A 21,963-nucleotide genomic window follows, 5' to 3' on the forward strand; every position below is an offset into this window, starting at 1 on the left:
ATGCCAGGCATGCCCCAGGTCTTCTCAAGGCACCTGCTTGAGAACAATGGTGCGCTGCCTGGCCATGCGCTCGGCAGCGCGCGTGCGGTCCTTGACATCGCCAGCCAGCTGTCCGCAGGCTGCGTCGATGTCGTCGCCACGTGTCTTGCGCACCGTGGTCACGATGCCGGCATTGCTCAGCAGGCTGGCGAACTCCGTGACCCGCGCTGCGGGTGAACGCAGCAGCCCCGATGCCGGGAACGGATTGAACGGAATCAGGTTGAACTTGCACCAGCTGCGGCCATCGCCACGCGCGCGGACCAACTCTATCAGTTGGCGCGCATGCTCAGGCTGGTCATTGACGCCATCGAGCATGCAGTATTCGAACGTGATGAAGTCACGGGGCGCGAATTCCAGGTAGCGCTCGCAGGCATCGAGCAGCTCGTGGATGGGGTACTTGCGGTTCAAAGGCACCAGCGGGTCACGCAGCTCGTCATTGGGCGCATGCAGCGACACGGCCATGGCCACGGCGCAGTCCTGGGACAGCCGGTCGATCATCGGCACCACGCCCGAGGTGGACACGGTCACGCGGCGGCGTGAGAGGCCGTAGCCATGGTCGTCGAGCATGGCGCGCAGCGCCGGCACCAGGGCCGTGTAGTTCTGCAGCGGCTCGCCCATGCCCATCATCACCACGTTGGAGATGACGCGCTCGCCGCCCGTGCCCAGGCGCTTGCGCAGCGCATGCTCGGCATACCACAGCTGGGCCAGGATCTCGCCCGTGCTGAGGTTGCGGCTGAAGCCCTGGTGACCCGTGGAGCAGAAGCGGCAGCCCACGGCGCAGCCCGCCTGGGACGACACGCACAGCGTGCCCCGGTCATCTTCGGGAATGAAAACGGCTTCGACGGCATCGCCGCCTCCCACGTCGAACAGCCACTTGACTGTTCCATCGGCAGACACATGCTCGGTCAGAACCGGCAGGGCCGTGATGTGGGCACACGCCTTGAGCTTTTCGCGCAGGGACTTGGCCAGATCGCTCATCTGGTCGAAGTCGCTGGCGCCTCGCTGGTGGATCCAGCGGAACAGCTGCGTCGCGCGGAAACGCTTCTCGCCGAGTTGCTCGCAGTAAGCGGCAAGTCCGTCGAGATCAAAATCTAGCAAATTGGTATTCATGTCGGCAGGCCGGTGCCACGCCGCTCTCGGCTCTTCCGCGGCAGGCACGGCCTGCACCGGACAGACCATGACGGCCGCGGAAGACGCGGGGATTAGCGCGAGTAGACGTTCATGCCGGGGAAGAAGAAAGCCACTTCCACGGCTGCAGTTTCAGCGGCGTCAGAGCCGTGCACGGCGTTGGCGTCGATGCTGTCGGCGAAGTCGGCGCGGATCGTGCCCTTCTCAGCCTTCTTGGGGTCGGTGGCGCCCATCAGTTCGCGGTTCTTCAGGATGGCGTTCTCGCCTTCCAGAGCCTGGATCATCACGGGGCCGGAGACCATGAAGTCCACCAGGTCCTTGAAGAAAGGACGCTCCTTGTGGACGCCGTAGAACTGCTCGGCTTCGCCGCGCGACAGGTGCACCATCTTGGCAGCGATGACCTTCAGGCCAGCGCCTTCGAAGCGTGCGTAGATCTGGCCGATCACGTTCTTGGCAACGGCGTCGGGCTTGATGATGGAAAGAGTGCGTTCGATGGCCATTTGAATGGTTCCTAATCAGGGTTACTATGGATTTTTGTCAATTGGACAAAACCGTTGATTCTAGCTGTGCCATCAAAGTCCTTGATGACATGGTGCTGCCAAATGGCAGGCTTACAGGGCGGGCCGACCACCTCTGGATGAAACAGAAGGCGGACGGCCCGGCCGCCTTTCAGCGGCGTCCTCCCGGCTTGCGCTTGGCGTTCTGGCGTGCACGCGACAGGCTGTCGGAGCCGATGTAGCCCACCGATGTACGCATCGGATCGGGCTGCTGGCTGCCGCCGCCCTTGCCCCGCCCGCCTGCGCCGCCCTGCCCCTTTCCCTGTCCCTGGCCGCCGTCAGCCTTGCCGCCCTTGGCGGCAGGCTTGGCACGCGGGCCGTCGAGCATGGCGTTGGGCGCCGGGCGATTGCCGTCGAAGTAGCGGCCGCCGCCTTCGCGGCGAACGGTGTTGCGGTCAGCCGGGCCACCACGGCGGCCTCCGGCCGGTGGCTTGGGTGCAGCGGGCGCACGCGCCTGCATGCCGGCTGCCGAAGCCAGGGACTGGATATCGGCCTGGTCCAACTCCACCCAGGCGCCGCGCTTGAGGCCGCGCGGCAGCACCATGGCGCCGTAGCGGATGCGGATCAGCCGGCTCACGGCATGGCCCACCGCCTCGAACATGCGGCGCACTTCGCGGTTGCGGCCTTCGGAAATGGTCACGCGGTACCAGCAGTTGGCGCCTTCACCACCGCCGTCTTCAATGGAGCCGAAAGCGGCCACGCCGTCTTCCAGCTGCACGCCGTCGGTCAGGCGCTGCTTTTCTTCCTTGCTGAGCGCGCCCAGCACGCGGGCCGCGTATTCGCGCTCCAGGCCGAAGCGCGGGTGCATCAGGGAGTTGGCCAGCTCGCCCGAGCTGGTGAACAGCAGCAAGCCTTCGGTGTTCAGGTCCAGGCGACCCACCGATTGCCATTTGCCATGCTGCAGGCGAGGCAGCTTGCGGAACACCGTGGGACGGTTTTGCGGATCGTCATGCGTGACGACCTCGCCCACGGGCTTGTGATAGGCGATGACACGCGCCGGCGGCGGGTCGATGCGAAAGCGGATGGGCTGGCCATTGACCTTGATCTGGTCGCCGAACTGGATGCGCTGGCCCACGTGGGCAGGCTCGTTGTTGACCGAGATGCGGCCTTCAAGAATGAGCTGCTCCATTTCGAGGCGCGATCCCAGCCCGGCCTGGGCCAGCACCTTGTGCAGCTTGGGCGAATCGACCTGGGGCAGCAGCACGCGCTTGGCAGGCGCGGCATCGTCGCGTTCTTCGGCGGCGTCGAGTTCGCCCGAGATGACGTCCGCAAAACCGTAGCCTTCGACAGACCCTGAGTCGATTGACTCTGATGCGTCAGCCGTCACCAGCTCTTGCACGGTGTCTTCGGCATGCACCGCCTCGGCGGCCGGACGCGGCTTGCGCACAGGCTTGGCGCCGGGCCGCGCCCCGGCCTTAGGAGCGCGCGAGCGCGCAGGGCGGGCCTTGCGCTGCGCGCCGGCCTCATCGGACGCCGGCTGGGCGTCCTGGTCTTTGGAGATATCACTACCCGTCATGGCTTTCCTTCTTCGGCCTGCTTTGCAGCGCCGTCCGTATCCGTTGTATCCGCTGTATCCGTTGCGTCTGTTGTCTCTGCCGCATCCGCTGCATCTGCCGCATCCGACAGGTCTGCTGTATCTGCTTGAGCCGTATCTGCTGCCATTGCGGCATCTGCCCCGTCCGATTCCGTGGCATCTGCCTCGCCCTGGGGCTCTTCGGGCAAGGGAGCGTCACCGGCTGGCGCGGCCTCGTCCGCTACCAATTCCTGCGCACCCGACTCTTCCAGCGCCTTGAACAGGCTTTGCTGGGATTCGGGCTCCTCGAGCATGGGCAACTGGTCCAGCGACTGCAGGCCCAGGTCGTCCAGAAACTGGCGCGTGGTGGCGAACAAAGAGGGCCGGCCCACGGTTTCCCGGTGGCCAATGACCTCGATCCATCCCCGGTCTTCCAGTTGCTTGATCAGCAGGCTGTTGACCGTCACGCCGCGTATGTCCTCGATATCGCCGCGCGTCACTGGCTGGCGGTAGGCGATGATCGCCAGCGTCTCCAGGGTCGCACGGGTGTAGCGTGGCGGCTTTTCGGGATGCAGCCGGTCCAGATAGACCCGCATCTCGGGCCGGCTCTGGAAGCGCCATCCAGACGCCACCTGCACCAGCTCCACACCCTTTTGCGCCCAGTCTTTCTGCAGGTCCAGCAGCAGGTCCTTCAGCGTGTCGGAGCCCAGCACGTCATCGAACAGCGAGCGCAGCTCACGCAGCGTGACAGGCTGCGGCGCACAGATCAATGCAGTTTCCAGGACCCGCTTGGCATCTACCGTATTCATGGCTCAGCGTCTCGGGAACAAAGGCGCGCGTGCCACCAGAGGTGGCAGCCAGGGTGCGCCGAATCAAAGAAGAGGAAGCAAGCGCTCCACGGATGCCATGCGAGAGATGGTCAGAGGCTTTCGGCGGGATTGTAGCTCAGCCCCCAATTTTCCAGCGCCTGTGCCATATCGGGCGGCAGCGGCGCGCGCAGCACCAGGGCCTGGCCTGTCATGGGATGGGTGAAGGCCAGCCGGAAGGCGTGCAGCGCCTGGCGCGCCATGCCGCCAGCCTCCTTGCCGCCGTAGACGGCATCGGCCACCAGCGGGTGGCCCAGCGATGCCATATGCACGCGGATCTGGTGGGTGCGGCCCGTGTGCAGCGTGCAGCGCACCAGACTGACTTCCTCGTTGCCGGCCAGCAGGTCGATGTCGGTGCGCGCGGTCTTGCCTGCATGCTGCGCCAGGTCGACCACGGCCATGCGCAGGCGGTTGCGCGGGTCGCGGCCGATGGGCGCATCGACCTCGCGGCGCTTGCGCGGGCCCCAGGCCTTGTGGGCCAGCGCCAGGTACTGGCGGCTGACATCGCGCGCGGCGATCATGGCCACCAGCGCGTCCATGGCGGCGCGGCTGCGCGCCACCACCATGAGCCCGCTGGTGTCCTTGTCCAGGCGGTGGACGATGCCGGCGCGCGGCACCTCGCGCGCCTTGGGGTCGCGCCCCAGCAGGCCGTTGAGCAGGGTTCCCGTCCAATTGCCCGGAGCCGGGTGCACGACCAGGCCAGCCGGCTTGTTGACGACCAGCAGGTGCTCGTCCTCATACACCACGTCCAGCGCCATGTCCTCGGGCTGGAAGGCCATGCTCTGCTGCGTGGGCCGCATCTCCAGCACCATCCGGTCGCCGGCGGCCACCTTGGTGGCCGGCTTGACCAGCACACGCCCATTGAGCGTGACCGCGCCCTGCGCCAGCAGTTGCTGCAGATAGCTGCGGGAGAACTCGGCCACGCATTCGGCCAGCACCTTGTCGGCGCGCAGGCCGTGCTGGGCCGGCGGCACGGTGATCTCGCGCAGCTCGGCCGCGGCGGCCTCGACCTCGCCGCCTTCGGCCTCGTCCTCGACCGGCTCCCACGGCGATTCGCCGGGCGCAGAAGAAACAAGCCCCTGCGGGGCAGGGGCTTGTCCGGTTTGCCTGGTGCTGCGGCTCATCAGCGCGAAGGCAGGTAGCGCGAAGGATCGACAGGCTTGCCCTGGCGACGCACCTCGAAGTGCAGCTTCACGCGGTCCGCGTCGGTGCTGCCCATCTCGGCGATCTTCTGGCCCTTGCGCACGGTCTGGTCTTCCTTGACCAGCAGCGTCTGGTTGTGCGCGTAGGCCGTGAGGTAGGTGTTGTTGTGCTTGAGGATGATCAGGTTGCCATAGCCACGCAGGCCGGCGCCGGCATAGACCACGCGGCCATCGGCAGCAGCCATCACGGGATCGCCGGCCTTGCCTGCGATGTCGTAACCCTTGTTGCGCGCCTCGTCAAAACCGGCGATCAGGCTGCCCGATGCAGGCCAGATGAAGTCCACATCGTCGGCGCCCTTGCCGGCTGCGGGTGCAGGGGCGGGTGCCGGGGTCGGTGCGGGTGCAGGCGTTGCCGTGGTGCCGCCCGACGATGCCACGGGCGGCAGCGGCGTTGCCACCACGGGCGAGCCGCTGGGCGTGGAGGAGGCAGTGGACGAGGGGCGCGTGCCGACGCTGTCCGAGCTGGTCGGCGGCACGACGCGCACCACCTGACCGACTTCGATCAGGTTGGGGTTCTCCAGATTGTTCCAGCGCGCGATGTCCTTCCAGCTCTGGCCGGTTTCCAGGCCGATGCGGATCAGCGTGTCACCGGGCTTGATCGTGTAGTAGCCGGGCTTGCCGGCGTTTTCGACGCCGGGCAGCGGCTTGACGGCTGCCGATGGCGAGGAAGAGGTGGAGGAGGTGGTGGTCGTTCCACGGTCCTCCACGGGAGCCCTGTTCACTTGGGATGTGCAGCCTGCCAGAACCATGCCGGCCAGCACCACCGTTCCCCAAGCCCCAAGACTTCGCGATACCAACATAAGTTATTCCCTTCTAGGCGATGCCCGATTTTAGGGGGACAAAGTTCACGGCCTCCAAAATCGACTGCGTAAACCCGTGTGAACTCTTGTCAATCACCAGCAGTGCCTGCTTACCACCCGTAACCACCATGGGCGCGACAAGCCGCCCGCCCACGGCCAGCTGGTCGCACCAGGCCGAGGGCATGCTCTCGCCGCCAGCGGCCGAGATGATGCCCGCATACGGCGCGCCGCTGCCATAGCCTTCCATGCCATCTCCAAAGATCAGATGGACATTGGTCAGCCGCCAGGGACGCAGGTTGCTGCGCGCTTTCTCGTGCAGGCCGCGCAGGCGCTCGATCGAATAGACCTCGCGTGCCACGCGCGCCAGCACCGCCGCCTGGTAGCCGCAGCCCGTGCCGATTTCCAGCACGCGGCCCAGGCCCGACTTCGCGGCCTCCGAACCCAACAGCAGCTCGGTCATGCGGGCGACCACGCTGGGCTTGGAGATCGTCTGGCCCAGGCCAATGGGCAGGCTGGTGTCTTCATAGGCCTGGTTGACCAGGGCGCTGTCCACAAAGCGGTGACGCTCCACCGATCCCATGGCGGCCAGCACGGCCGGCGACTGTATGCCGGTGGCAGCCAGCCGCTGCACCATGCGAGCGCGCACGGCGGCCGAGTCCAGGCCGATGCCCGAAGGCTGTTGCGGGGCACGGGCACCGGCCGGCGCCAGCGCAGAGCGCGCAGGCGCCGCGCGCGAGGCCGGCGCAGGGGTCTGCACCGAGCGCGCCACCCACGAGGGAACTCCGGGACGGCGCTCGCTCACGGTTGCACCGCCCCGCCCTGGGTTGCCTGCACGCCCTGGCCGGCCGACGCCAGCCTGGCCGCCGTCTGTGCCCAGTAGCCCAGGTTGTCATGGTCGGTCAGGTCCACCTTCAGCGGCGTGACGGACACATGGCCGTGCGCCGTGGCGTGGAAGTCCGTGCCCTCCGAGTCATCCTTGGCCGCGCCTGCGCTGCCTATCCAGTACATCATTTCGCCGCGCGGGCTCTCCTGGGTGATGACGCGTTCGGCCGCATGGCGGCGGCCCAGCCGGCACAGCTTGAGGGGCTTGAGCGCGGACAAGGGCATGTTGGGAATGTTCACGTTGAGCAGCCAGGGCGACAGGCCGATCAGCTCCTGCGATTGCATGTCCATGACCAGCTGGCGCGCGGCGGCGGCAGCGGCCTCGATCTCGGACCAGCCCTTGTCCACCTGCGAGAAGGCAATGGAGGGAATGCCGAACAGAAAGCCCTCCATGGCGGCGCCCACGGTGCCGGAATAGATGGTGTCGTCGCCCATGTTGGCGCCGTTGTTGATGCCGGAGACCACCAGGTCGGGCCGGTAGCCCAGCAGGCCGGTCAGGGCGATGTGCACGCAGTCCGCAGGCGTGCCATTGACATAGCGAAAGCCGTTGTGGGCCTGGTGCACATACAGCGGCGCGTTCAGCGTCAGGGCGTTGGACTTGGCACTGTTGTTGTGCTCCGGTGCCACCACCTCGACGTCTGCCACCGTGCGCAGCGCCTCGTACAGGGCCTGGATGCCGGGCGCCTGGTAGCCGTCGTCGTTACAAATGAGAATCTTCATGGATACAGCAGGGATTGCGGGCGATTGTAGGCGGGCGTCTCGTCGCCCGAGGGACAGGAGGCATTCCCACCACACTCCTATCATCGGCCAGGCATTCAATCACAGGAGACAACCACCATGCACGCTTGGCTTTGCACCACGCCCACAGGCGTCGATCAACTGCAGTGGACGCAGCTGCCCACGCCCACGCCGGGCCCGGGGCAGGTACTGCTCGAAGTGAAGGCGGCCAGCCTGAACTTTCCCGATCTGCTGATCGTGCAGAACAAGTACCAGATGAAGCCTGAGCTGCCGTTCGTGCCGGGCTCGGAGTACGCGGGCGTGGTCCAGGCCGTGGGTGAAGGCGTGAGCCACCTGGCCGTGGGCCAGCGCGTGGCCTGCCTGTCGGGCACGGGGGGCTTCGGCACCCATACGCTGGCGCCGGCCGCGCTGTGCATGCCGCTGCCAGACGGTTTCAGCTTCGTCGATGCTGCGGCCTTCATCATGACCTATGCCACCTCGCACCATGCGCTGATCGACCGCGGCCAGCTGCGCGCGGGCGAGACCGTGCTGGTGCTGGGCGCAGCGGGCGGCGTGGGCACGGCCGCCATCCAGATCGCCAAGGCGGCGGGTGCGCGTGTAATCGCAGCGGCCTCCACCGACGAGAAATGCGCACTGTGCAAGGCACAGGGCGCCGATGCCACCATCAACTACAGCCAGGGCGATCTGCGCGCCGCCATCAAGGAAGCCACCGACGGCAAGGGCCCCGACGTGGTCTACGACCCCGTGGGCGGCGACTTCGCCGAGCCGGCCTTCCGCTCCATCGCCTGGCGCGGCCGTTATCTGATCGTGGGCTTTGCCGCAGGCCCGATTCCTGCCCTGCCGCTGAACCTGCCGCTGCTCAAGGGCGCATCGCTGGTGGGCGTCTTCTGGGGCGAGTTCTCCCGGCGCGAGCCCAAGGCCAATGCGGCCATGATGCAGGAGCTGGCGCAGTGGTACGGCCAGGGAAAGATCAAGCCCGTGATCGACCGCACCATGCCCATGGCCGAGCTGCACGCCGCCTATGCGCGCATGGGATCGCGCCAGGTGCAGGGCAAACTGGTGATGGTCAACGAGCAGTGAACCGGGCGCTGGCCATGCCACACTGGAGGGCATTGCATTCTGAAACAACTGCCCACCCATGGCCGAGCGCTCCGCTTCCGAACTGGCACGCGAAACCCTGCGGCAACTGGCGCTGAACCGCCTGCCGCCCACCCCGGAAAACTACACCCGCCTCTATGAACAGGCGGCCGGCGAGCCCGGCCCCGCCAGCTTTCCCCAGGGCCCGCTGCGCCATGTCCATGCGCTTTTGCCTGCGCAGACACCCGGACAGAAGCGCCTGCGCGACCAGTTGGGCGCCGCCATAGAGCGCAGCGACTGGCAAGGGCTGCAGCAGGTCATCACCGCCTATGCCAACGCGGCCCTGCAGCCGCCTGCCCATGAGGCCCGGCCCGTGGAGCTGCCCGTGCCGCCGCCCGTCCAGGCCCTGCCCGACGACCTGACCCAGCAGTTGGCGCGGCGCTTCGAGGCCTTGTCCACGCTGCTGGACACCCAGGACACCAAAACCGGGCAACTGCACCAGCAGTTGATGGAGCAACTGCAATCGCCGCCCGTGGATGCCAAGGCCCTGGCGCGGCGTCTGCACGACCAGCACTACCAGCTGTCGTTCGCCATCGCCGACCAGCTTCAGGTCCTGCAGTTGATGCAGGAGTTGCTGCAGACCCTGGTGCAGCACCTGGCCCAGGACCCCACGCATGGCAGCTGGCTGGTACAGCAGCTCACGGCCATCGAGCAGGCCATCACCCCGCCGCTGTCGCCCGCGCCTCTGGCCGATGCACGGCGCGAGCTGCAGACCGTGATCCACCGGCGCCTGCAGCTGCAGGACGGCATGGCCGCCGCGCAGCAGGCGCTCAGGGACATGCTGGGCGGCTTCGTCCAGCACCTGGCGCAGATCACGAGCAGCAACGAAACGCTGGGCGCCCGCATGGAAGAGGCGGCACGCCAGCTGGACGGCATCCAGCGCCTGGAAGACGCAGCCCCGCTGCTGCAGCAGGTGCTGGAGGCCACGCGCACCATGGCCGCCGGCAGCCGCGTGGCCCAGGAGGAGCTGCAGGCGCTGCGCGCCCATGTCGATACCTGCGAGGCCCGCATCGAAACACTGCAGCAGGAGCTGGACGAGGCCGCGCGCCGCGCACGCCACGACCCGCTGACCGGCCAGCTCAACCGCCTGGGCGTGAGCGAGGCGCTGGACCGCGAGGTGGCACGCGCCCAGCGCCATGGCCAGCCGCTGAGCGTTGCCCTGGTCGACATGGACGGCATGCAGGCCCTCAATGCCGAGCTGGGGCATGCCATGGGCGATGCCGCGCTGGTGCATGTGGCCCAGCTGGCGCGCCAAGGGCTGCGCCCGGAAGACGTGGTGGGCCGCTATGAAGGCCAGGCCTTCGTGCTGCTGCTGCCGCAGACCCCGGAGACGGCGGGCGCCCAGGCGCTGCAGCGCCTTCTGCAGCTGCTGGAGCAGGCGCCTTTGCCCGCATCTGCGCAGACCCCAGGCCAGCCCGCACCCCGGCCCCTGAGCTTCAGCGCGGGCGTGGCCCAGTTGCAAAGCCACGAAAACGGCATGGACGTGCTGCGCCGCGCCGACACCGCCATGCTGCAGGCCAAGGAGCGCGGCAAGCACTGCATTGCCACGGCATCAGGCGCACAATGGCAGCCAGTTGGAAATGCAGGCGCCGGCCTTTGATCCACCCAGGGCCACGCCCCGTCTTTCCCCGCTTTTTTGCGCCACCTGCCCCGAACCGCCATGCACCTGCCCTTCAGCGCCTCCGTCCCTGCACCGCGGCGCCAGTTTCTGGTCGGCTCGGGCCTGGCCACGGCGCTGGGCCAGTTGCCTGCCTGGGCCCGGCTGGGCGAGCGGCCTGCGCACAACCCCTTCACGCTGGGCGTGGCCAGCGGCGACCCCGAACCCGACAACGTGCTGCTGTGGACGCGGCTGACGCCACCGCTGGCCCAGCTGGGCGAGACCGACACCACGGCCATGCCTGCGCTCAAGATCCGCTGGGAGCTGGCGCACGACCCGCTGTTCCGCCAGATCGTGCGCAGCGGCGAGGCCATGGCCCAGCCCGAATGGGGCCACGGCGTGCATGTGCAGGTGGGAGGATTGGCGCCCGACCGCTGGTACCACTACCGCTTCATGCTGGGACAGGCGGTCAGCGGCACGGGCCGCTGCCGCACGGCGCCCGCCCCCGGCAGCATGCCGCAGCGCCTGCGCCTGGCCTATGCCTCCTGCCAGCGCTGGGAGCACGGCTACTACGCGGCCTGGCGCCAGGTGGTGCAGGACGCGCCGGACCTGGTGATCTTCCTGGGCGACTACATCTACGAATACGCCACGCCCGCCATGACGCTGGGCCTGGCCCGCACGCACAACCTGCGCGCCGCGCAGACCCTGCAGGACTACCGCGACCGCTACGCCCTGCACAAGAGCGACCCGCTGCTGCAGGCCGCGCACGCCCTGTGCAACTGGTCCGTGGGCTGGGACGACCATGAGGTGGAGAACAACTACGCGGGCGACCAGGGCCAGGGCGATGCCGCGCGTTTCCTGGCCCGGCGCATGGCCGCCTGGCAGGCCTTCTACGAAAACATGCCGCTGCGTGCCAGCGCGCTGACGGGCGCCGGGGCATCGCATGGCGGCGGCGGACTGCAGCTGTACCGCAGCCTGCAATGGGGCCGGCTGGCCCGGCTGCATCTGCTGGACGGCCGCCAGTACCGCAGCGCCCAGGCCTGCCGCACCGAGGGCGAGGCAGACAAGGGCAGCGTGCGCCCTGCGCAATGTGCGGCCCTGTCGGATACGGCGCGCAGCTTCCTGGGCTGGACCCAGGAGCAGTGGCTGTACCGCCAACTGGCCGAGGACGCACGCCACCAGGGCAGCGAGGGGCCGCGCTGGAGCATCCTGGCCCAGCCCACCCTGCTGTCGGCGCACCGGCCGCCCTCGGGATCGCAGGCCACGGACAGCTGGGACGGCTACCCGGCCGCGCGCCAGCGCCTGGTGCGCCACCTCACGCCGGGCGCCCAGCCCACGCCGCGCAACAGCGTGCTGCTGGGCGGCGACCTGCACCAGAACTACGTCTGCGCCGTGCATGCCGATCCCGAGGCCGCGCCCGAACGGCGCAACCCCATCGTGGCCAGCGAGTTCTGCAGCACCTCGATCACCTCGCGCAGCGGCACCACACAGGCCAAGGTCGATGCCATCGTCGCCCACAACCCGCAGGTGCTGTACGCACGCTGCGAGGAACGCGGCTATGGCCTGGCAGACATCACGCCCGAACGCTGGACCAGCGAGCTGCGTGCCGTGGCCAACCCCATGCGCGCCGACAGCCGCATCTACACGCTGGCCCGCTTCACCGTCGAGGACAGGCGGCCCGGCCCCGTAGCCAGCTGACAGGGCACTGACGCAGGGCACAACCGAAGGGCACTTTCAGCAGGCCTCGGAATCAGTGGCTATCCTGACATCGCCACCCGGCATGCCGCCTATCGTATGGTGAGCTGCCTTGCCCCGCCCACCAGAACACGGAAGCCATGCACCTGACTTTCAGCGCCTACTACACCCTGATCTTCGCCGCCCTCGTCCTTTTGCTGGGCAAATGGCTGGTGCAGCACCTGCGCCTGCTGCGCGAATTCAACATCCCCGAGCCCGTGGCCGGCGGTCTGGTCGTCGCCGTCGCCCTGTTCGTGCTCAACCAGACCCTGGGCTACACCTTCAGCTTCAGCAGCGAGCTGCAGATGGCCTTCATGCTGGTGTTTTTCTCCTCCATCGGGCTGAGCGCCAATTTCGCCAAGCTGCGCGAAGGCGGCCGTTCGCTGCTGCTGTTCCTGGCCGTGGTCGCCGTCTTCATCGGCCTGCAGGACCTGGTGGGCGTGAGCCTGGCCACGATGCTCGGGCTCGACCCGCTGTTCGGGCTGATCGCAGGCTCCGTCACCCTGACGGGCGGCCATGGCACGGCAGGCGCCTGGGGCCAGGTTTTCGAGCGCGAGTACGGCATCCAGGGCGCGGTCACGCTGGGCATTGCCTGTGCCACCTTCGGACTGGTGATCGGCGGCCTGATCGGCGGCCCGCTGGCCAAGGCCCTGATCACGCGCCGCAGGCTTGCCGTGCACGACCCCGCAGCCGCCCCCGAAAAACAGCCACCGCTGGGCGAAAGTGCAAGCCACGGCGGCTTCGAGAACCCCGAGCAGACGCGCCTGATCACCACCAGCGCGGCCATAGAAACACTGGCCCTGTTCGCAGGCTGCCTGGGCTTTGCCGAGTTCATGGCGCAGTTCACCGCCGGCACCCTGTTCTCCCTGCCCACCTTCGTCTGGGCGCTGGCAGGCGGCGTCGTGATCCGCAATACGCTGGACTATGTCTTTCACTTCCAGGTATTCGACCGGGCCATCGACGTCTTCGGCAATGCCTCGCTGTCCATCTACCTGGCCATGGCCCTGCTGTCGCTCAAGCTGTGGGAGCTGGCGGGGCTGGCGGCGCCGCTGATGGTGATCCTGGCGGCCCAGACCCTGGTGATGGGCCTGTATGCCGCGCTGGTGACCTTCCGCATCATGGGCAGCAACTACGATGCGGCCGTGCTGGCCGCCGGCCACTGCGGTTTCGGCATGGGTGCCACGCCCACGGCCGTGGCCAACATGCAGGCCATCACCAACCAGTACGGCCCCTCGCACAAGGCCTTCCTCATCGTGCCGATGGTGGGCGCCTTCTTCGTCGACATCGTCAACGCCACGGTGATCCAGCTGTTCATCCGCTGGCTGCACTGACCATCGCAAACACCGAACGCACCATGCCCCTGCTGCGCCGCGCCCTTGCCACCACCCAGGCGCTCGTCCTGGCCCTGCTGCTGGCAGGCTGCAGCCTGCCGCCGCTGGCCGGCCGCAGCGAATCCACGGCGCTGGCGCCCGAGGCCGCACAGGCCACGCTGCTGGGCCAGGCGCTGGCACCGCTGCTGGACCAGCATCCGGGGCTTACCGGCATCCACGCGCTTTCCGATGCACGCAACGCCTACGCGGCGCGTGCCCTGCTGGCCCGCGTGGCCCAGCGCACGCTGGATGTGCAGTACTACATCTGGCGTGACGACACCACGGGCCACCTGCTGCTTGACGAACTGCGCCAGGCCGCCGACCGGGGCGTGCGCGTGCGCCTGCTGCTGGACGACGGCGGCACGGCGGGGCTGGACACGCAGCTCAGCGCGCTGGACCGGCATCCGCAGATCGAGGTGCGGCTGTTCAACCCCTTTGCGCAGCGCACGCCCAAGGCGCTGGGCTATGTGACGGATTTCTCGCGCACGCAGCGGCGCATGCACAACAAGAGCTTCACGGCCGACAGCCAGGCCAGCATCGTGGGTGGACGCAACATCGGCGACGAGTACTTCGCGGCCACCGACGGCGTGCTGTTCGCCGACCTGGACGTGGTCGCCATGGGGCCGGTGGTGGCCGATATCGCGCACTCGTTCGACCAGTACTGGGCCAGCGCCTCGGCCTACCCCGTGGCCAGCCTGCTTCCGCCGCTGCCCGACTATGCGGTGGCGCGCGCCAGCGAGGCCCTGGCCACCGAGGTGCAGCGGCCCGAGGCCCAGGCCTATGTGCGCGCCGTGGCGCAAAGCCCGTTCACGCAAGAGCTGCTGGCCGGCCGCCTGCCACTGCAATGGGCCCGCACCACCCTGGTCAGCGACGACCCGGCCAAGGTGCTGGGCCAGGTGCCCAGGCAGGGGCTGCTGATCACGCAGCTGGCACCCGCCATCGGCCAGCCGCAGCGCCAGCTGGACCTGGTCTCGCCCTACTTCGTGCCCACCGAGGCCGGTGTGCGCGCCCTGGCCGGCCTGCGCCGCCAGGGCATTGCCGTGCGCGTGCTCACCAACAGCCTGGAGGCGACCGACGTGGCCGTGGTCCACGCCGGCTATGCCCGGTACCGGCGCCCGCTGATCGAGGAAGGCGTGCAGCTGTACGAGCTGCGCCGCCAGATCGGCGAGCCGGACACGCCCGCCGCCGATGCAGGCGTGCCCCGGCAAGGGCTACCATCGCCCGCCGCGTCCTCGGGCGGGAAGTCGGGCGGGAAGGCGGGCGTGGGTTCGGGCAGCCGCCCCGGCAGCTCGGGCTCCAGCCTGCATGCGAAGACTTTTGCGGTCGATGGCGAGCGCATCTTCGTGGGCTCGTTCAACTTCGACCCGCGCTCGGCCCACCTCAACACCGAAATGGGCCTGCTGATCGACAGCCCCGAGATGGCTTCGCAGATGAGCCGCATGCTCGACCAGAGCCTGCCGTCCGCCGCCTACCACGTGCAGATCGATGCACAGGGCCGCCTGAGCTGGACCACGGAAAGCGGCACGCCGCCTGAGCCACTCACCACCACCACCGAGCCCGGCAGCAGTGCATTCAAGCGCCTGATGCTGCGCGTGCTGGGCTGGCTGCCCATCGAGGGGCTGCTTTGATGCCGGGCCCGGCCGCTCAGTCCAGCCGGATCGACGGGCGCAGGCGCGAATTCATCAAATCGATCAGCCACAGCAGCCCGCCGCGCCAAAAGCCGTAGATGCGGGCCTGGTGCGAGCGGTACAGCATGATGTGGCTCAGCATGGCCATGCGCCCGCGGATCACGCCGCCGTTGAACAGGCCGAATTTGCCCAGCGATCCATAGGCGTCGTAATGGGCCAATGACACCAGGGCGCCAAAGTCGCGGTAGGCAAAGCCTTCGGGACGGAAACCCGGCTCCTTCAGCAGGCGCGGCAGCGTCTCCACCAGATAGCGGGCCTGCTGGTGCGCCACCTGGGCAGTGGGCGGCAGCGGCACGCTGGCGCCGGGCAGGGTGAAGCTGGCGCAATCCCCCACGGCGTAGACATGGGGGTCGCTGGTCTGCAGCTGGCCGTTGACCTTGAGCTGGTTGCCTTGCGTGGTCTCCAGTCCCAGCTGCGCCAGGAAGGCCGGGGCCTTCACGCCCGCTGCCCAGACGCGCAGGCCTGCGGGGACGAACTCGCCGCTGGCCAGAACGAACCCCTCTTCGCTGGCCGACTGCACGCGGCCGTTGACGATCACCGAAACGCCCAGGGCCTGCAGGCGCAGGCGCGTGGCTTCGGAAATCTCTTCAGGAAAACCGGGCAGCAGGCGTGGCCCGGCCTCGATCAGCACGATGCCGAAGCGCGCGGCCTCGCCCAGCGCGCCATAGGCCCGGGCGCTCTCGGCCAGCTGCACCAGCTCGGCCGCCAGCTCCACGCCCGTGGCGCCGCCGCCCACGATGGCCACGCGCAGCTGCTCGCCGCTGGTCATGCAGCGCACCATGCGCAGGCGGATCTCGCTGTTGAAGGCATCGGCCTTGCGGCGCGAGTCGATCATGAAGCAGTGCTCGTCCACGCCCGGCGTGCCGAAATCATTGGCGCCGCTGCCCACGGCGATCACCAGCCGGTCGTAGGCAATGCGCCGGCCCGGCACGATCTCGCGGCCATCGGGCGCCTCGATGGGGGCCAGCAGCACCTCGCGGGCCTCGCGGTCCAGGCCGCACATTTCGCCGGGCTGGTAGGCAAAGCTGGCGTCGCTGGCCTGGGCCAGGTAGGTGGTCTGCTGCTGGGCCAGGTCGCGCGTGCCGGCCGCAATGGTGTGCAGCATGGGCTTCCAGACATGGGCCGAATCGCTGTCCACCAGGGTCACCGAGCCGATGGCGTCCGTGCGTCCCTTGCCCAGCGCCGTGGCAATCTCCAGCCCCGCCACGCCACCGCCCACGACGACGATGCGCGCCCCGCCCGATCCCGTTGCCGAACCCGCTTCTTGTTCCTTGCCCATTGCTGCTCCCTGCCGGAAGGCCCGGCCGGCCGCACCATGCGCCGGCTTGCAGGACATTCGCTTCCAGACAGTCTTGATTCTTGTCAGTTTGGGTAGCAGGCGACTTGCTAGGGGTAAGCCCCAGATCTGCAACAGATATCTGATAGAAGACCGCCGATCGCGCAAGGCCCAGTCTTGTACAGGACCGCGCTGCAGGAAAAACATCATCCCTGCCGGATGGCCAGCCGGACGTGATCATTGCGCTATCAACACAAGAGCACTCGCACCGCCCTTCGCGCAGCCTGGCAGACGACATGGCGGCCTGCATCTGCAGGCCTGCACGAATGTCCCGCCGCCGGGCCCGCGATTTGCGATTGTCAATATACGAAACGTATATTCCCCGTATGATCGCCACCCCATGGGAATCGTCAAAATATCCGACCAATTGCACGACCAGATCCGCCTGTCCAGCGCGGCCCTGGGTCGATCCATCAACGCCCAGGCCGAGCATTGGCTGCGTGTCGGCCAGTTGGCCGAACACCATCCCCATCTCGACTACGCAGGCATCTGCGCCCTGCTGCTGCAAGAGGCCGCGGCCACGCTGAAGCTGGGCGAGCCCGAAGCGGCACCGGCTCCCGCCGATACGGCAGCACGCCGCCCGCGCCCCGTGCGCCTGTCGGGAGGCCTGCAATGAGGGGCGCCAAGCTGCGCAGCGTCCCGCTGCACGACGCCCTCGATATCGGGCAATCACGCAAGGCCGGTGGCCTGGCCGCCCGTGTCCTGCAGATGCTGGTGCCCCACGTGCAGCCGGGCGTCAGCACCGAGCACCTGGACAAGCTCTGCCATGACTTCATCGTCGACGAACTGCGCTGCGTGCCCACCAACGTGGGCTACCACGGCTTTCCGAAGACGGTCTGCACCTCGCCCAACCACGTGGTCTGCCACGGCATCCCCGACGCCCGGCAGATCCTGCGCGAGGGCGACATCCTCAATGTCGATGTGGCCGTGACCACGCCCGAGGGCTGGATCGGCGACACCAGCCGCATGTACTACGTGGGCCAGCCCTCCAACCAGGCGCGCCGCCTGGTGGAGACCACCTACGAGGCCCTGCTGGCCGGCATCCGCGCCGTGCGCCCCGGCGCCACGCTGGGCGACATCGGCCATGCCATCCAGACCGTGGCCCAGCGCGAGCGCTTCAGCGTGGTGCGCGAGTACTGCGGCCACGGCATCGGCAAGGTCTACCACGACGACCCCCAGGTGCTGCACTACGGCCAGCCCGGCCAGGGCATGGTGCTGGAGGCCGGCATGATCTTCACCATCGAGCCCATGCTCAACGCCGGCAAGGCGGCCACGCGCGAACTGGCCGACGGCTGGACGGTGATCACCAACGACAAGTCGCTGTCCGCCCAGTGGGAGCACATGGTGGTGGTGACCGACACGGGCTTCGACGTGCTCACGCGCTGGCCCGAGGGCACGGGCAGCTACGCGGCCATCTGAGCATGGCGTCCAACTACCTGTACCTGGGCCTGGCCATCGTCGCCGAGGTGGCGGCCACCTCCTGCCTCAAGCAGTCCGAAGGCTTCACGCGGCTGTGGCCCAGCGTGGTCACGATCCTGGGCTACGCGCTGGCCTTCTACTTCCTGTCGCTGACGCTGCGCACCGTGCCCACGGGCGTGGCCTATGCGATCTGGTCGGGTGCGGGCATCGTGCTGATCTCGCTGGTGGGCTGGCTCTGGCAGGGCCAGACGCTGGACCTGCCCGCGCTGGCGGGCATGGGCCTGATCGTGGCGGGCGTGCTGGTCATCCAGCTGTTTTCCAAGACGGCCGGACACTGAGCCGCTGCCCGCGCTGCGGCCCGGCCTTCAGCCCGTGATGGCCTGGACCGATCCGGCCTGCCGGCGCAGCTCGAACTTCTGGATCTTGCCCGTGCTGGTCTTGGGCAGCTCGCCAAAGACCACGGCGCGCGGCACCTTGTAGCCGGCCAGGTGCTTCTTGCAGTGGGCCACGATGTCTTCGGCCGTGGTCTGCGCGCCGGCCTTCAGCTCGATGAAGGCGCAGGGCGTCTCGCCCCACTTGGGATCGGGCTTGGCCACCACGGCGGCGGCCAGCACGGCCGGGTGGCGGTAAAGCACGTCCTCGACCTCGATGGACGAGATGTTCTCCCCGCCCGAGATGATGATGTCCTTGCTGCGGTCCTTGATCTGTATATAGCCGTCCGGATGCTGCACGGCCAGGTCGCCCGTGTGGAACCAGCCGCCGCGGAAGGCCTCGTCCGTGGCCTGCGGGTTCTTCAGGTAGCCCTTCATGGCGATGTTGCCCTGGAACATGATCTCGCCCATGGTCTGGCCGTCATGGGGCACGGGCTCCATGGTCTCGGGATCGAGCACGCTGGCCGAGCGCTGCAGGTGGTAGCGCACGCCCTGGCGGGAATTGAGGCGCGCGCGTTCGCCGATGTCCAGCGCATCCCAGGCCGCGTGCTTGGCGCAGACCGTGGCCGGGCCGTAGACCTCGGTCAGGCCGTAGACATGGGTGATGTCGAAGCCCAGCTGCTCCATGCCCTCGATCATCGACGCCGGTGGCGCCGCGCCCGCCACCATGGCCTTGACTCCGGCGGGCACTCCCTCCTTCATGGCGGCCGGCGCATTGACCAGCAGGCCGTGCACGATGGGCGCGCCGCAGTAATGCGTGACGCCGTGGTTGCGGATGGCGTCGAAGATGGCCTGTGCCTCCACCCGGCGCAGGCAGACATTGACCCCCGCGCGCGCCGCCACCGTCCACGGAAAGCACCAGCCGTTGCAATGGAACATGGGCAGAGTCCACAGGTAGACGGCGTGCTTGGGCATGTCCCACTCCAGCACATTGCTGATGGCATTGATGGCCGCGCCCCGGTGGTGATAGACCACGCCCTTGGGGTTGCCCGTGGTGCCGCTGGTGTAGTTCAGCGCGATGGCATCCCATTCGTCGGCAGGCAGCTGCCAGTCGAAACCGTCATCGCCACCGGCCACGAAGTCGTCGTAGTCCAGGCTGCCGACCTGCTCGGCGGCCGGGCCGTACAGCGCGTCCTCGACCTGGATCACCAGCAGCGGCGCGCTGCGCTGGCGCAGCTTCAGCGCCTTGGCCACCACGCCCGTGAACTCCGGGTCCACGATCAGCACCTTGGCCTCGCCGTGGTCCAGCATGAAGGCAATGGTTTCCGCATCCAGCCGCGTGTTCAGCGCATTGAGCACGGCCCCCGCCATGGGCACGCCGAAATGCGCCTCCACCATGGGCGGCGTATTGGGCAGCATCACGGCCACGGTGTCGTTCTTGCCCACGCCCGCCTTGTGCAGGCTGCTGGCCAGCTGGCGGCAGCGCGCATAGGTCTCGCCCCAGTTGCGGCGCAGCGTGCCGTGGACCACGGCCAGCCGCTCGGGATAGACCTCGGCCGTGCGGGCGATGAAGCCCAAGGGGCTGAGCGGCGCATGGTTGGCGCTGTTGCGCTCCAGATGCTGGTCGTAAATGTGGGTCATCGTGGTCTCCGGTTCGCTGGGTTTTCTGGTGAGATGCCCGCCTGCCGCCGCAGGCTGGCGAAACCTGAAGATATAGCAAGACAGGCTTACACAAGCTTGATGCGCATCCACCCGGCTCGCCACCGCACAGGCCCGGGCAACCAAAGCGGCGTGCATGGTCTTTGCAGGGCATCACAACTTTCAGAATTTCATGGAAATTGAAAATACCTATGCAGAACAATCACTTGACCTGCGTGCGGACACGCCTCCGGCTGTCCCCCAGGCGACTGCACAACCACAGTCCTCTATAAGACATCATTTATCAGATGACTCGGCCGCACGGCCCCGGCTTCACTCGTAGAATCGCCGGTTGGATTCGCCGGCCAGCACCGCTGGAAGGCGAACAAGGAGTTCCTAGAGGAGTCGCCTGGCAACGCTCCAGGCATCGTTGGAGACGAGCCTGCACCCCACCGGTGCAGGCTTTTTTTTGCTTCAGCGCAGGCTCAGGGACTGGCGCTTCCAGGCTGGGTCCTGCCAGCGCTGGAACAGCGGCAGGGCCGATACATCGCCGGTCACGCGCTCGGTGGCCAGGCCGTCCAGCCGCACCACTTCGAAGCTCTTGCGGTAGCGGCCCTGGCCACGGGCCTCGCGCGCCACCAGCATCAGCTGGCCGCCAGGCACCCAGCCCGCCCATTCGGCCACGCCGGTCTCCGGGGCGGTGGCGGCCGGGGGCAGCACGTCGGCCAGCCAGCCGCCTTCGGTCTTGCGCAGCACCCACAGTTCGCGCCAGCCTTCCAGCGGCTGCACGGCCAGGGCCACGGCCGTGCCCTCGCGGTTGGTGCTGGCCGATGCGGCCCACACCACGCCATAGGTGCAGCGGCGCAACAAAGGGGCCTTGGCGCCGTGCTGGGCGTCCACCAGCAGCACGCAGGTTTCGCCGGCAGCACCGGGCTCGGTCAGCAGCGTCGGGCGGGCTCCGGCAGCAGGAGCCGCAGCAGCAACAGGCGACAGCGCCCAGCGCACGGCGCTCACCCGCATGGCCGCGTCGTTGTAGGCGCTCTGGTCTTCATCGGGCAGCTCGGACTTGCTGACGCCCGTGAACTCGGCCAGCGCCCGGGCGGCCGATGCCGCCACGGCAGGGTCGGCCATGCTCTTGCGCGCCTGCTGAAAGGCCAGCGCCGCCCACACGCTGGCGCGACGCATCTGCACGCGGCCGCGCAGGTAGGGCGGCAGGCCGGTCACGTCCACGCGCTCCAGCACATCGGCCTGCCAGGCATGCATGCGGGCGCGCTCATGGGCCGGCAGATCGGGGTCCACGCATTCGGGCCGTGTCAGCGCCAGGGCGGCGCGGGCGCGCTGCGGCGCGTCGGCAGCGGGCATGGCCAGCAGGCGGCGGAAGAATTCGCCTTCATAGCAGACCTGCATGCGGCCTTCGACCTCATAGGTCGCAAAGCGCATGCCGTAGCCGTTGGCCACATCCAGGTGGGCCGACAGCGTGGCGCCCGAGGCCTTGCCGGGCGCAGCGGCGGAGGCGCGCCGCGCCAGCCGGTCGGCAAAGCCGCCCAGTGCGTCGAAGGCCTGCGCGCCTTCGGCGCCGGCCAGGGTCCTGGCAGGCGCGGCCTGCAGGTAGGCGGCCGCAAGGCCGATGCCCAGCGCCTCGGCACCGGGCGTGTCCTGCACGAAGCGCAGCACGGCCAGCAAGGCGGGGGCATCGGCCTCGGTCATGGCCACGCGGCGCACATCGCCGGCGCGGATGAAGCCGCCGCGCTCGCGCTTGTGGTCCCAGACCTGGAGGTAGTCCAGGCGTTCACCCCTGATCTCCAGCACCTCGCCCTGCCACAGGCTGGCCTGCTGCTGGGCGCCATCGCGCGGCGCGGCGCGCAGGCTGGCCTGGTCCTGCACCACGATGGCGCTGCCCATGCCGGTGGCCAGCGCTGCGGCGGCCAAGGTCGATACGGTCAGCATG

19 protein-coding genes are annotated in these 21,963 nt (G+C 68.3%); 8 read left to right on the forward strand and 11 right to left on the reverse strand.

Features of this window, described 5'->3' with window-relative positions:
- Positions 1-24: 24 nt before the first annotated feature.
- The 8 genes from rlmN to surE all read right to left on the reverse strand — a co-directional run bounded on the left by rlmN (position 25) and on the right by surE (position 7,707).
- Positions 25-1,149: a 23S rRNA (adenine(2503)-C(2))-methyltransferase RlmN gene (rlmN, locus tag IAE24_RS00355; RefSeq protein ID WP_034396288.1), complete on the reverse strand. Its 1,125-nt coding sequence runs from the start codon at positions 1,147-1,149 to the stop codon at positions 25-27.
- Positions 1,150-1,241: 92 nt separating this feature from the next.
- Positions 1,242-1,667, reverse strand: a complete 426-nt coding sequence (gene ndk / locus IAE24_RS00360) for a nucleoside-diphosphate kinase (RefSeq protein ID WP_012206822.1) — start codon at positions 1,665-1,667, stop codon at positions 1,242-1,244.
- Between the two features lie 169 nt (positions 1,668-1,836).
- Positions 1,837-3,240: a pseudouridine synthase gene (locus IAE24_RS00365; RefSeq protein ID WP_199960069.1), complete on the reverse strand. Its 1,404-nt coding sequence runs from the start codon at positions 3,238-3,240 to the stop codon at positions 1,837-1,839.
- Complete coding sequence (gene scpB, locus IAE24_RS00370; protein WP_199960070.1) at positions 3,237-4,046, reverse strand: SMC-Scp complex subunit ScpB; 810 nt, start codon at positions 4,044-4,046, stop codon at positions 3,237-3,239. Before scpB ends, IAE24_RS00365 begins: the two co-directional genes overlap by 4 nt.
- A 110-nt stretch (positions 4,047-4,156) precedes the next feature.
- Complete coding sequence (locus IAE24_RS00375; protein ID WP_034396294.1) at positions 4,157-5,227, reverse strand: RluA family pseudouridine synthase; 1,071 nt, start codon at positions 5,225-5,227, stop codon at positions 4,157-4,159.
- On the reverse strand, positions 5,227-6,105 hold the full coding sequence (locus IAE24_RS00380) for a peptidoglycan DD-metalloendopeptidase family protein (protein ID WP_034396301.1): 879 nt from the start codon (positions 6,103-6,105) through the stop codon (positions 5,227-5,229). The genes IAE24_RS00375 and IAE24_RS00380 overlap by 1 nt, the downstream gene beginning before the upstream one ends.
- A 13-nt stretch (positions 6,106-6,118) precedes the next feature.
- Positions 6,119-6,907: a protein-L-isoaspartate(D-aspartate) O-methyltransferase gene (locus IAE24_RS00385; protein WP_065346020.1), complete on the reverse strand. Its 789-nt coding sequence runs from the start codon at positions 6,905-6,907 to the stop codon at positions 6,119-6,121.
- Entirely contained in the window at positions 6,904-7,707 is an 804-nt protein-coding gene (gene surE / locus IAE24_RS00390; protein WP_199960071.1) for a 5'/3'-nucleotidase SurE, read from the reverse strand. The genes IAE24_RS00385 and surE overlap by 4 nt, the downstream gene beginning before the upstream one ends.
- A gap of 117 nt (positions 7,708-7,824) precedes the next feature.
- On the opposite strand from surE, the gene IAE24_RS00395 reads away from it, so the two are divergent.
- The 5 genes from IAE24_RS00395 to IAE24_RS00415 all read left to right on the forward strand — a co-directional run bounded on the left by IAE24_RS00395 (position 7,825) and on the right by IAE24_RS00415 (position 15,191).
- Entirely contained in the window at positions 7,825-8,805 is a 981-nt protein-coding gene (locus tag IAE24_RS00395) for an NADPH:quinone oxidoreductase family protein (protein WP_012206829.1), read from the forward strand.
- Positions 8,806-8,863: 58 nt separating this feature from the next.
- Positions 8,864-10,462 carry a GGDEF domain-containing protein gene (locus IAE24_RS00400; RefSeq protein WP_199960072.1) on the forward strand — a complete coding sequence of 533 codons (1,599 nt, stop codon included), beginning with the start codon at positions 8,864-8,866 and terminating at the stop codon, positions 10,460-10,462.
- A 60-nt stretch (positions 10,463-10,522) separates the two neighbouring features.
- The gene (locus IAE24_RS00405; RefSeq protein WP_197944001.1) at positions 10,523-12,157 is read left to right on the forward strand and encodes an alkaline phosphatase D family protein; all 1,635 of its coding nucleotides are present in this window, start codon (positions 10,523-10,525) and stop codon (positions 12,155-12,157) included.
- A 137-nt stretch (positions 12,158-12,294) separates the two neighbouring features.
- Positions 12,295-13,524, forward strand: a complete 1,230-nt coding sequence (gene gltS, locus IAE24_RS00410; protein ID WP_012206832.1) for a sodium/glutamate symporter — start codon at positions 12,295-12,297, stop codon at positions 13,522-13,524.
- 23 nt (positions 13,525-13,547) lie between these two features.
- Positions 13,548-15,191, forward strand: a complete 1,644-nt coding sequence (locus IAE24_RS00415) for a phospholipase D family protein (RefSeq protein WP_199960073.1) — start codon at positions 13,548-13,550, stop codon at positions 15,189-15,191.
- A 16-nt stretch (positions 15,192-15,207) separates the two neighbouring features.
- On the opposite strand, the gene IAE24_RS00420 is transcribed toward IAE24_RS00415, so the two are convergent.
- A complete protein-coding gene (locus IAE24_RS00420) occupies positions 15,208-16,530 on the reverse strand; it encodes an NAD(P)/FAD-dependent oxidoreductase (RefSeq protein WP_013801159.1) in 1,323 nt (440 codons plus the stop codon).
- 397 nt (positions 16,531-16,927) lie between these two features.
- Here IAE24_RS00420 and IAE24_RS00425 point away from each other — a divergent pair, with 397 nt between their 5' ends.
- The 3 genes from IAE24_RS00425 to IAE24_RS00435 are packed head-to-tail and all read left to right on the forward strand — an operon-like array spanning position 16,928 to position 18,344.
- A complete protein-coding gene (locus IAE24_RS00425) occupies positions 16,928-17,203 on the forward strand; it encodes a ParD-like family protein (protein WP_012206835.1) in 276 nt (91 codons plus the stop codon).
- On the forward strand, positions 17,200-18,006 hold the full coding sequence (map, locus tag IAE24_RS00430) for a type I methionyl aminopeptidase (RefSeq protein ID WP_034396318.1): 807 nt from the start codon (positions 17,200-17,202) through the stop codon (positions 18,004-18,006). The genes IAE24_RS00425 and map overlap by 4 nt, the downstream gene beginning before the upstream one ends.
- A gap of 2 nt (positions 18,007-18,008) precedes the next feature.
- Positions 18,009-18,344 carry an SMR family transporter gene (locus tag IAE24_RS00435; protein ID WP_199960074.1) on the forward strand — a complete coding sequence of 112 codons (336 nt, stop codon included), beginning with the start codon at positions 18,009-18,011 and terminating at the stop codon, positions 18,342-18,344.
- A 27-nt stretch (positions 18,345-18,371) separates the two neighbouring features.
- Here IAE24_RS00435 and IAE24_RS00440 read toward each other — a convergent pair whose 3' ends face one another.
- Together IAE24_RS00440 and IAE24_RS00445 are read right to left on the reverse strand one after the other, a co-directional pair.
- Entirely contained in the window at positions 18,372-20,018 is a 1,647-nt protein-coding gene (locus tag IAE24_RS00440; RefSeq protein ID WP_199960075.1) for an acyl-CoA synthetase, read from the reverse strand.
- 471 nt (positions 20,019-20,489) lie between these two features.
- Positions 20,490-21,962, reverse strand: coding sequence for a hypothetical protein (locus IAE24_RS00445; RefSeq protein WP_199960076.1), 1,473 nt, complete (start codon positions 21,960-21,962; stop codon positions 20,490-20,492).
- Position 21,963 lies beyond the last annotated feature (1 nt).

Origin of the sequence: Delftia sp. S65 (genome assembly GCF_016516495.1) — a bacterium.
In the GTDB taxonomy this organism is placed as follows: domain Bacteria; phylum Pseudomonadota; class Gammaproteobacteria; order Burkholderiales; family Burkholderiaceae_C; genus Comamonas; species Comamonas acidovorans.

Excerpts from the sequence above, each read along its gene's own strand:
- rlmN (WP_034396288.1), bottom strand. The coding sequence starts at position 1,149 with ATGAATACCAATTTGCTAGATTTTGATCTCGACGGACTTGCCGCTTAC.
- ndk (WP_012206822.1), bottom strand. The coding sequence starts at position 1,667 with ATGGCCATCGAACGCACTCTTTCCATCATCAAGCCCGACGCCGTTGCC.
- IAE24_RS00365 (WP_199960069.1), bottom strand. The coding sequence starts at position 3,240 with ATGACGGGTAGTGATATCTCCAAAGACCAGGACGCCCAGCCGGCGTCC.
- scpB (WP_199960070.1), bottom strand. The coding sequence starts at position 4,046 with ATGAATACGGTAGATGCCAAGCGGGTCCTGGAAACTGCATTGATCTGT.
- IAE24_RS00375 (WP_034396294.1), bottom strand. The coding sequence starts at position 5,227 with ATGAGCCGCAGCACCAGGCAAACCGGACAAGCCCCTGCCCCGCAGGGG.
- IAE24_RS00380 (WP_034396301.1), bottom strand. The coding sequence starts at position 6,105 with ATGTTGGTATCGCGAAGTCTTGGGGCTTGGGGAACGGTGGTGCTGGCC.
- surE (WP_199960071.1), bottom strand. The coding sequence starts at position 7,707 with ATGAAGATTCTCATTTGTAACGACGACGGCTACCAGGCGCCCGGCATC.
- IAE24_RS00395 (WP_012206829.1), top strand. The coding sequence starts at position 7,825 with ATGCACGCTTGGCTTTGCACCACGCCCACAGGCGTCGATCAACTGCAG.
- IAE24_RS00400 (WP_199960072.1), top strand. The coding sequence starts at position 8,864 with ATGGCCGAGCGCTCCGCTTCCGAACTGGCACGCGAAACCCTGCGGCAA.
- IAE24_RS00405 (WP_197944001.1), top strand. The coding sequence starts at position 10,523 with ATGCACCTGCCCTTCAGCGCCTCCGTCCCTGCACCGCGGCGCCAGTTT.
- gltS (WP_012206832.1), top strand. The coding sequence starts at position 12,295 with ATGCACCTGACTTTCAGCGCCTACTACACCCTGATCTTCGCCGCCCTC.
- IAE24_RS00415 (WP_199960073.1), top strand. The coding sequence starts at position 13,548 with ATGCCCCTGCTGCGCCGCGCCCTTGCCACCACCCAGGCGCTCGTCCTG.
- IAE24_RS00420 (WP_013801159.1), bottom strand. The coding sequence starts at position 16,530 with ATGGGCAAGGAACAAGAAGCGGGTTCGGCAACGGGATCGGGCGGGGCG.
- IAE24_RS00425 (WP_012206835.1), top strand. The coding sequence starts at position 16,928 with ATGGGAATCGTCAAAATATCCGACCAATTGCACGACCAGATCCGCCTG.
- map (WP_034396318.1), top strand. The coding sequence starts at position 17,200 with ATGAGGGGCGCCAAGCTGCGCAGCGTCCCGCTGCACGACGCCCTCGAT.
- IAE24_RS00435 (WP_199960074.1), top strand. The coding sequence starts at position 18,009 with ATGGCGTCCAACTACCTGTACCTGGGCCTGGCCATCGTCGCCGAGGTG.
- IAE24_RS00440 (WP_199960075.1), bottom strand. The coding sequence starts at position 20,018 with ATGACCCACATTTACGACCAGCATCTGGAGCGCAACAGCGCCAACCAT.
- IAE24_RS00445 (WP_199960076.1), bottom strand. The coding sequence starts at position 21,962 with ATGCTGACCGTATCGACCTTGGCCGCCGCAGCGCTGGCCACCGGCATG.